This window comes from Flavobacterium erigeronis, from assembly GCF_054075165.1.
The window spans coordinates 1-1,790 of the sequence record NZ_JBSKGP010000021.1 but is presented as its reverse complement, the minus strand read 5'-3'; the positions used below and the strand labels follow the sequence as shown (position 1 = coordinate 1,790).

2 tRNA genes and 1 rRNA gene are annotated in these 1,790 nt (G+C 50.2%); all 3 read right to left on the bottom strand.

From position 1 onward, the window contains the following. Nucleotides 1-3: 3 nt before the first annotated feature. Nucleotides 4-77: transfer RNA gene (locus ACWA1F_RS23895), tRNA-Ala, on the bottom strand. An 88-nt stretch (nt 78-165) separates the two neighbouring features. Continuing rightward, nucleotides 166-239: transfer RNA gene (locus tag ACWA1F_RS23890), tRNA-Ile, on the bottom strand. Between the two features lie 124 nt (nt 240-363). Continuing rightward, nucleotides 364-1,790 (bottom strand): 16S ribosomal RNA (locus tag ACWA1F_RS23885); the annotation flags it as partial.

Here is a 1,790-nt window from a genome sequence, read left to right as displayed (position 1 = left end):
CTGTGGAGAATAACGGAGTCGAACCGTTGACCTCCTGCGTGCAAGGCAGGCGCTCTAGCCAGCTGAGCTAATCCCCCATTTTTAGCGATGAGTTATTAGTTATGAGTTATGAATTCGCTCATTAATGCTCAACTTCTAAAATTTCCTTTTTATTAAGTCAAATAGTAGTCCCGGGCAGACTCGAACTGCCGACCCCTACATTATCAGTGTAGTACTCTAACCAGCTGAGCTACGAGACTCTGTTTTACTTAATTTTTATCATTTTTTTAAATTAACAGCAAGAGCAATACAATCTCAGATCCAAAAACCTATAGTCCGGCATCTTATTTCCCAAGCGTGCTTTCGCTAACACTCGGGCTCTAGAAAGGAGGTGTTCCAGCCGCACCTTCCGGTACGGCTACCTTGTTACGACTTAGCCCTAGTTACCAGTTTTACCCTAGGCAGCTCCTTGCGGTCACCGACTTCAGGCACCCCCAGCTTCCATGGCTTGACGGGCGGTGTGTACAAGGCCCGGGAACGTATTCACCGGATCATGGCTGATATCCGATTACTAGCGATTCCAGCTTCACGGAGTCGAGTTGCAGACTCCGATCCGAACTGTGACCGGCTTTATAGATTCGCTCCTGGTCGCCCAGTGGCTGCTCTCTGTACCGGCCATTGTAGCACGTGTGTAGCCCAAGGCGTAAGGGCCGTGATGATTTGACGTCATCCCCACCTTCCTCACAGTTTGCACTGGCAGTCTTGTTAGAGTTCCCGACATGACTCGCTGGCAACTAACAACAGGGGTTGCGCTCGTTATAGGACTTAACCTGACACCTCACGGCACGAGCTGACGACAACCATGCAGCACCTTGTAAACTGTCTTGCGAAAGATCTGTTTCCAAATCGGTCAGTCTGCATTTAAGCCTTGGTAAGGTTCCTCGCGTATCATCGAATTAAACCACATGCTCCACCGCTTGTGCGGGCCCCCGTCAATTCCTTTGAGTTTCATTCTTGCGAACGTACTCCCCAGGTGGGATACTTATCACTTTCGCTTAGCCACTGAAGTTGCCCCCAACAGCTAGTATCCATCGTTTACGGCGTGGACTACCAGGGTATCTAATCCTGTTCGCTACCCACGCTTTCGTCCATCAGCGTCAATCCATCAGTAGCAACCTGCCTTCGCAATTGGTATTCCATGTAATCTCTAAGCATTTCACCGCTACACTACATATTCTAGTTGCTTCCTGATAATTCAAGTCCTGCAGTATCAATGGCCGTTCCATCGTTGAGCGATGGGCTTTCACCACTGACTTACAGGACCGCCTACGGACCCTTTAAACCCAATGATTCCGGATAACGCTTGGATCCTCCGTATTACCGCGGCTGCTGGCACGGAGTTAGCCGATCCTTATTCTTACGGTACCGTCAAGCTCCGACACGTCGGAGTGTTTCTTCCCGTACAAAAGCAGTTTACAATCCATAGGACCGTCATCCTGCACGCGGCATGGCTGGTTCAGGCTTGCGCCCATTGACCAATATTCCTCACTGCTGCCTCCCGTAGGAGTCTGGTCCGTGTCTCAGTACCAGTGTGGGGGATCTCCCTCTCAGGACCCCTACCCATCGTAGCCTTGGTAAGCCGTTACCTTACCAACTAGCTAATGGGACGCATGCTCATCTTTCACCGTTGTGACTTTAATTGCTGGATGATGCCATCCTGCAATGCTATGAGGTATTAATCCAAATTTCTCTGGGCTATCCCTCTGTGAAAGGCAGATTGCATACGCGTTACGCACCCGTGCGCCGGTCTC